General features: G+C 31.2%; 6 protein-coding genes. All 6 read right to left on the bottom strand.

Annotated elements, in window-relative coordinates; genetic code table 11:
- Positions 1–451: DNA translocase FtsK 4TM domain-containing protein (locus tag HALSAC_RS14680; RefSeq protein WP_035571036.1), on the bottom strand; the 451-nt coding region annotated here is incomplete at its 3' end.
- 80 nt (positions 452–531) lie between these two features.
- Positions 532–1,302, bottom strand: coding sequence for an undecaprenyl-diphosphatase UppP (gene uppP / locus HALSAC_RS0101295; protein ID WP_027338753.1), 771 nt, complete (start codon positions 1,300–1,302; stop codon positions 532–534).
- Between the two features lie 16 nt (positions 1,303–1,318).
- Positions 1,319–2,251 (bottom strand): Na/Pi cotransporter family protein, encoded by a 933-nt coding sequence (locus HALSAC_RS0101290; protein ID WP_027338752.1) that lies wholly within the window; start codon positions 2,249–2,251, stop codon positions 1,319–1,321.
- Positions 2,252–2,473: 222 nt separating this feature from the next.
- Positions 2,474–4,210 carry a GGDEF domain-containing protein gene (locus tag HALSAC_RS0101285; protein WP_027338751.1) on the bottom strand — a complete coding sequence of 579 codons (1,737 nt, stop codon included), beginning with the start codon at positions 4,208–4,210 and terminating at the stop codon, positions 2,474–2,476.
- A 146-nt stretch (positions 4,211–4,356) separates the two neighbouring features.
- Positions 4,357–4,767 (bottom strand): HPr family phosphocarrier protein, encoded by a 411-nt coding sequence (locus HALSAC_RS16755; protein WP_084804253.1) that lies wholly within the window; start codon positions 4,765–4,767, stop codon positions 4,357–4,359.
- 891 nt (positions 4,768–5,658) lie between these two features.
- On the bottom strand, positions 5,659–6,540 hold the full coding sequence (locus HALSAC_RS0101270; RefSeq protein WP_027338750.1) for a cell wall hydrolase: 882 nt from the start codon (positions 6,538–6,540) through the stop codon (positions 5,659–5,661).
- Between the last annotated feature and the right edge of the window lie 95 nt (positions 6,541–6,635).

Raw genomic sequence — 6,635 nt, 5'->3', positions numbered from 1 at the left:
ATAATAAACTTACCAAAGTAAGAGCAGATAAAATTACATAAGTGCCTCCATCTGCAAAAAATTTCCTCAGTATATATAAGAATAAACCTCCAATAATCCCTCCACCTTGACCAGAGAAAGCAAAAACAAACTCATCTGGATGCTCCACTGGTAGGTGTAAAGAAATTAAGCCAACAGATAATAAGATAATAAAACCCACCATCCTTGAACTCATATTAACCTTAAACTTACTCTTATAAATCATACCGATGCCAAAGATTATTAATAGTACAGGAACTCCATAGATACCTCCGCCCACTATTAATCTCATACCTTTAGAAAAAGCCTCTCCCACAAATCCCGTATCCTTAGATAGTAGACTAATAGTATTTAATAGGGCCAAAACAATCAAAGCAATTCCCATAAATTCATATTTTCTCTTTTCAAATATATTCTTCAAAGTCTCTTTCATAGTCTCCACCCCACATTATTTAATTCTACTTCTACAAAATAATATCCTTCTTAAAAATCAATTCTAATCTTTTGTCTAACTTAATTCAATAATATCGTTATGAAGCCTAAGAGCCAGCAATAATAAGCAAATAAACTTAACCGCTCTTTATTAATAACCTTCAACAAGAGTTTAATTGCAAAGTAACCAGATACCATCGATATAAAAGTTCCTATCCCCAACTCCATAAAACTAATATCTCCCATACCTTCTTTCATCAAATCTATACTCTCTAATATTGTAGCTCCCCCTATTACCGGTATTGATAATAAAAAAGAGTACTTTGCTGCCAACTTTCTATCCAACCCCTTAAACAGCCCACCTACTATTGTAGATCCTGACCGAGATATCCCAGGAAATATGGCAAAAGCTTGAGCAAATCCAACAACCAAGGAATCAGACCAGTTCATCTCCTGCATTACTCTCTCTTTAACTCTAACCCTATCTGAAAGCCATAATAAAAGACCAGTAACCAGCAACATAAATCCCACTAATCTCAAATCTGAAAAAGCCTTTTCAAACCTTTCTTCAAATAAAAGTCCACTAACAAGGGCAGGTATAGTTCCTAAGGCTATATATATAGTAAATCTACGACATTGAGGTTTAAAGGTGATTATATCTATAATATCTTGCCAAAATACTATAAATACTGCAATCAATGTACCAAAGTGCAAGAATACTTCAAGAGTAATACCTGCCTTCTCTACCCCCAATATACTTTGAAAAATCACAAGATGAGCCGAACTACTAACAGGCAAAAACTCTGTCAAACCCTGTACCAAACCTAATATTATAACTTTGATAAAATTCATCTTAACCCCCTCAATTTTAAGTGATTTTAACAACTAAATCTATAAATCTCTTTCTCCAGACTAATATTAAGAGGGTGTTAAAGATATTAAATACTGTATGTGAGTTTGCAATCTGTCTCGTTAAACTAAGGCTTGTTAATGACATAATCCTAATAAAAAAGGGCAATAGGGGAATTATAGCTAAAACACCAATAATATTGAATAAAATATCAGCTACTGCAACCCTCCTAGCCGTCTTTGAAGTTCCTAGACCTGCTATAAAAGCTGTAATACAGGTTCCAATATTGCTCCCCAAAGCTATAGTTATAGATAAAGCTAGGGATATCATATTACCTTTAGCCAAAACTACAACCACCCCCGTCAAAGCACTACTACTTTGTATAAGAGCAGTCACTACTATCCCTACAAGGATTCCCCACATAGGCTTAACTGATAGATAAGTTAACAAACTGATAAAACTATCTACTCTCTTTAAATTTAAGATGATACTGCTCAAAACCTCTAAGCCAGCAAATAAAATTGCAAATCCTATTATACCTCTAGCTATATATTTGAGATTATCATTTCTTTTTATGTAATATAAAAGATAAAATCCAAGGCCAATCAAGGTTATTAACCAAAGATAATCCTCTAGGTTAAAGGATAATAATTGAACAGTAGCAGTAGTACCGATGTTGGCCCCCATAATAACCCCTACTCCTTCTTCTAGCGATAAAATCTTAGCATTAACCAAACTAATAATAATAACAATAGTAGCACTACTACTTTGTATTATAGAAGTTATTAAGATTCCTGTTATTATACTAAGGAAAATATTCTTTGTTAGCCTCTTCATTATATACTCAATTTTATTATGAGAAGCTTGATAAAAGCTATCTTTAACAACCTTCAAACCTACTAAAAACAACAACAGACCCAAAATAAATTTCCCGATAATTATATACCCCATTTTGTAATCCCCTCTCTTTATCACTCCTCTCTACATTGATATACTCTACAACCCTATATTATAACATATATTTTATTCCAAAGATAGGAAATTAGACGATAACTTAGTCTCAAAATCTATCTGTTCACTAGCAGCTAATATTGCTATATAGTATAGCTTAAAAAGAAAAAGAGATTCCACTTAAAAAGTGAATTCTCTTGGCTAAATCACATATATCTATCATTAAATTATTTCTCTTCCTTTAATAAAATTACTACCCGGCATTCCTTTAGCTTTCTGCTTTAGTTCAACTACAATATCACTTACCTGCCTATGGTTTACAATCTGATAGTTCTGATTATTAACAATTGCTATCGATATAGTAATTAAAGGAGCTTTATATTCCTTCCCACTTCTACTAGTCGAGAGAATATATCCTTTATTTATATCTTCTTCATTAAAGAATCTTCCAATACCATTGTTAAACCTCTTTATTAATTCTTGGCTAATAACTTCATCTTTTTCAGGCGTCGTAACTATAACAAAGTCATCTCCACCTATATGCCCCACAAAATCACTCTTATCTCCAAAATCCATCAAAGTCTTTTTTAATATATCTGCAGTAAAGGTAATTACATCATCACCCTTTTTATATCCATAAGAATCGTTATAGGGTTTGAAATTATCAATATCTATATAAAGAACGGAAAGAGGCTGGTTAAATAATATACGATTTGATATCTCCTCTTCAATACTTAAATTCCCAGGCAATCCCGTTAAAGGAGATCTCCTTTTAGCTCTTTCTATCTGTAGTTTAGATAGCTTATCCAATATATTTTTTACAGCTAAGTCACCATAATATTTGCTACCATCACTCACTATTACACTATCATAAACTTCCTCTAAATCTCTGTCCATAATTAATCTAGCTACAGACTCTATAGATCTATTCTTATCAACAACCAAAGGCTCTTTATTCATAATAAGTCCAACTTTTTTATCTATATAATTTGAATAACCATAACGAGTTCCCAATTTAGAATATAATCTATTCCTTGTTAACAATCCACAAGGTTTAGTCTCTTTTAAAATTACGATATTCTGCAAGGTGCTGTCTTTTTCAAATAATGCTACCGCCTCTCTAATCTTATCATCTATAGATAATGTTGCTCCCTTTGTCGCTATAGATCCAATTATATTATCATCCTTAACCTTAGTAAGCATTCTCTCTTTAATAATATAGTCTCTTATCGCTAATTCTGATTTTGGTAAATTACTGGGCCTAGATATTAAATAACCTTGTCCATAATCAACACCTAAATCCATTAAAACTCTTAATTCTTCCTTAGTTTCTATTCCTTCGGCTATTACTTTAGCCCCTATATCTCTAGCAAACTTTACTAATGATTTCAATAGATAGTATTTAATCATATTTTTATCTATATCTCTAACCAAAGACATATCTAGCTTTATGTAATTATAAGATATTGATACAATTGATTGTAACCCTGAATAACCAGATCCAGCATCATCTATAGCTACCTTGTATCCTTTTTTCTTTAAATCCTCTAATTCTAAACTGAACCTTTCAAAATTATCAATAGAGGTCTTCTCTGTCAATTCTATAACTATATTCCCTTTAGAAAGCAATAATTTTTCTTTACTTCTTTGATTAAATTGATATATAACCATTGGATCTATATTTATAAAAAGTTTGCAGTCTAGTTTAAATTTACCAAACCTATCCAAAGCTTTATTACGACATAATTCCTCTATTTCCATCAATTTATCAAACTTTTTAGCAGCACTAAATAAATTGAAAGCACCTTCTAACAAACTCCCTTTAGGTCCTCTACTTAAAGCTTCATAACCTAATAAATTTCCATTATGAAGATTAATAATTGGTTGAAATAATGTTCTTACATTTTGATTTTCTAATATATATTTGAGTTCATCAACTTTTATCCTATCTAAATCCATATAACTTCACTCCTTTCTTCTACAATTTATAATTAACTTAAAAAAAGACAACTTATGCACATTCACAAAATTAATAATATAAATTTAAGGATATTAGGATAGGTTTGAAGATATCTTCAAACCTATCTTAATATTATCCAATGAGCTTAATCAATATCAGACCCCAAAGAATCCATTGTCTTTTTTACACCTCTGCCTATCATATTTATTACTTGAGCAGGGTTGGGAATATTATATTTAGATAATTCTTCATCTATTTCTTCCCCAACAGCCTTCTTATCTTGCTTATAAGCCAACAGCTTAAGTTTACCTTCCATCAATTGGCCCAAACTATCTACTGCTTTATGAGCATCTTCTCCCTCACCTTTAATAATAACTTCATCACCATGCCTTAATTTTAAGCATATAAGACCCAAAATACTTTTCACATCAGCTTCATTATCACCTTTAAACAACTTTACTTCTGCTTTATATTTTTGAGCCTCTTCAACCAATATAGATGCAGGACGCGCATGAAGACCAGATTCATTATTAAAATTCACTCTTCTTTCTAGCAAAGCTAATTCCCCCTCATTAATATTCTTTCAAACTTATGAAATTTCTACAAAAACTATAGAATAAGTTTAATCATAACTATTCAAAAAGCTTTAGATGGGTTTTTATAATACACTAAATTTCTATTTTATTTTCCTATAACCTGTGACCTTCATATTACTATGGTAGGTAGTTATTAGCCACCTCTAATTTTTCTTTTATAATAATCTCTTCACCTACATAACCTCTTAACCATCTATATGCTTTAGAACCTAGTTTAATCACTTTTTGACCTCTAGTTAAAATAGCTAAATATCCATAAATTTTTCTAATCTGCCTAATAATAAACCATTATCTAAATCTTTATCTTAAAGGCTATATCAATTCATATCAAAAATATCTTGATAAACACCAGCATTTTCTATATCAATCACACTTTTGGTTATTTTAAAGATAATATAAGCTCTCTCTTAACTAAAAGTTTAAAACCATTCCTTCTATATATTTCAAGCAATAAAAAGTATGGGCGAAGAATCTAGACACTAATAACTAATAATATTCTACATTTAATTTATAATCCCTTTATTTTATAAAAGATAGAAAAAAGAGCCAAGTAGAATAATCTGTACCCTATGCCAGGGATATTTATAAAAAAAGTTTAAGCAGCAATAGTTATTCTAATAATTCATATAATCACTATTTTTCATTATCCTACGAATTATCTTTAGATTAAAGATGATTTCAAACTCATTTTCTAATATCATTTTGATTGTTTTATCACATTTTGACATTTATTGTAATTGTATGTTTTAAAATAATATATTTTTATTATACAAAAAATACCCTATAAGTGACACTCTTTTTTTCAGTGTCCATCTTATAGGGTACATTTTAACTAGTGCCACACTTTTTTATTATTTCAATGAAAAATGGTGTTTTCCTATTATTACATCACTAGTCATATTATCAAACATCCATTGTGAAGTAGCTGTAACAGGGTTGTAATAAAATGCTGCTCCACGAGTAGGATCCCATCCATTTAATGCCTCTTCAACAGCTCTTCTAGATTGAGCATCTGGCTCTAACCAAAACTGTCCATCATGCACAGCACTAAATGCCCATGGTTGGAAGATAACTCCTCTAATTGTATCAGGGAATCGATCATCTTGAACTCGGTTTAGAACAACTGCTGCTATTGCCACTTGACCTTCATATGATTCTCCTCTTGCTTCAGAATAAACTGCTCTTGCTAATAAATCACGCTCTGCTTGAGTTACATTAGCTCTACTAAAAGAATTAGTATTAGGATTAGCTCGTACAGTTCTTGAAGCTGCACCATTTGCAGGTGTAGCCTCTACTACTCCATTACTTTCAGGAATTACTAACCTATCTCCTGGATAGATTCTATCAGATGTTCTACCATTAGTTACATTAATAGCTCTTACAGTAGTATTAAGCCTTCTTGCAATACTTGATAAAGTATCACCACGTCTTACCGTATAGAACTTGCTATTTATCTTGTTAATTGTTCTCCAATCTGAAATACCATCAATTCTTAAACCGTTGTCTATTTGAAAATCGATAACGGCCCTTTCTGTTCTTTGACCATAAACACCAGTAGCTTTACCTACATCATAGTTTAATTGATTTAACTTAAGCTGTAACTCTCTAACATCATCACCAGACCTTCCAAACTGCAAAGGTCTTCTTCCTAAAGCAGAAGCTTCACCAACAATAGACAAGACCATCACCAACGCAATTACTATAGATAAAATTGTCGTAGTTTTCTTTGTCATTAAAAACACCTCCTAAATTTTTTCTTTCCTTTCCAACTGGCTTTCATAATTATATATAAGACCAACCTCTTTATCAAAGGCAATTTATGTAAATT

Origin of the sequence: Halonatronum saccharophilum DSM 13868 (assembly GCF_000517025.1) — a bacterium.
Taxonomy (GTDB): domain Bacteria; phylum Bacillota; class Halanaerobiia; order Halobacteroidales; family Halobacteroidaceae; genus Halonatronum; species Halonatronum saccharophilum.
The sequence above is the reverse complement of the archived record's forward strand: the minus strand, read 5'-3'. Positions and strand labels throughout refer to the sequence as shown.